Origin of the sequence: Vibrio fujianensis (assembly GCF_002749895.1) — a bacterium.
Lineage (GTDB): Bacteria > Pseudomonadota > Gammaproteobacteria > Enterobacterales > Vibrionaceae > Vibrio > Vibrio fujianensis.
On the sequence record NZ_NBUS01000054.1, the window covers coordinates 802,003 to 803,237 of the forward strand.

Here is a 1,235-nt window from a genome sequence, read left to right on the forward strand (position 1 = left end):
ATCGCCCAGTAAATCAAGGATGCACCAACACCAGCGGTGAATATCATCCCACCATAAGAAAAATTGCTGTATTCGGTTTTTTCATCACCCAGACGGATTTGGCCATGTTTGGAAAAGGCGAGCCAGAGTAAAAAGCCGACTAACGCCAAACTGGCTAGTTGCACCAACCAGCCAAACCAATGACTGACCCACGCCATCGCTTGTCCGGCCATGGCTTGTGAGTTGGCAGGATAAAGGGCTGAAACGGTCAGTAATACCAAGACCAAAATAATCGCCGGGAAAGCCAAGCCATAGTTAAGATTTTTCAAGCGCCTGCCTCCAATCCTGTAAAGCACGAATATGGGTTGGGGTAATACCGCAGCAGCCACCAATCACGGTTGCGCCTAGTTCATACCACTGCTTGGCAAACTCAACATAATCTTGCGCGCTGAACTCACGCATCGCCTGAACGGTTTGATTAGCCGCATGTTGCGCTTTAATCGGCGCAAAGCTATTGGCATACACCCCGATCTCGATACCGGTTTGATCTCCATTCAACACATTTTTCGCTTGCGAAATAGCATCCGCCATCACTTCAGGTACTGAACAGTTGAATAACATCCCTGCCCCTCCTGCCGCATAGACTTGCTTGGCGGCATCCGATACCGACTCTCCAGAACGCAGCTGCGCCACATCGCTATCGTCTTTTAAAGTAAACGCGTAATAACAAGGCTTACTTGATTGCCCTAAGACCTGTTGAATCATGCTCAACTCTTCTAAGCTGGCAATGGTCTCGGCAATCCAAATATCCACATAAGGATCTTGCGCTGCATACAGGGTTTGGGTGATCGCTTGCGCTGGCTGCGCCTGAAACAGATCCGGGCGATAGCTACCCATTGCTGGCGGAATCGAGCCCGCTACCTGTACAGCATGTGACGCTTGCTGTGCAACCTCAACGGCAATTTGCGCCGCTAAACGGGCTAATCTTGCACCATCACTGCGATACAGAGCTTCGCCTAAATGAAAAGGCACACAGGCATAACTATTGACGGTAATAATATCGGCACCAGCATCAATAAAACTTTGATGCGCTAAACGGACATGCTCTGGGGACTCAATCAGCGCTTGGGCGCTCCATAAAGGCTGAGAAAACGGCGCGCCAATACGTTTTAATTCGCGGCCCATACCGCCATCAAGAAGGGTAAATGTGCTCATATTCTTGTATCCATACTGCTTTATTGGTTCAAGCATTGAAG

Annotated in this window: 2 protein-coding genes; both read right to left on the reverse strand. The window is 49.3% G+C overall.

Annotation, left to right across the window (positions count from 1 at the left end; all coding sequences use genetic code 11):
• Positions 1-308: BCCT family transporter (locus B7C60_RS19945; protein WP_245869686.1), on the reverse strand; the 308-nt coding region annotated here is incomplete at its 3' end.
• Positions 295-1,194 (reverse strand): homocysteine S-methyltransferase family protein, encoded by a 900-nt coding sequence (locus B7C60_RS16780; RefSeq protein ID WP_099612622.1) that lies wholly within the window; start codon positions 1,192-1,194, stop codon positions 295-297. The genes B7C60_RS16780 and B7C60_RS19945, both read right to left, overlap by 14 nt.
• Positions 1,195-1,235: the final 41 nt, after the last annotated feature.

Excerpts from the sequence above, each read along its gene's own strand:
- B7C60_RS16780 (WP_099612622.1), bottom strand. The coding sequence starts at position 1,194 with ATGAGCACATTTACCCTTCTTGATGGCGGTATGGGCCGCGAATTAAAA.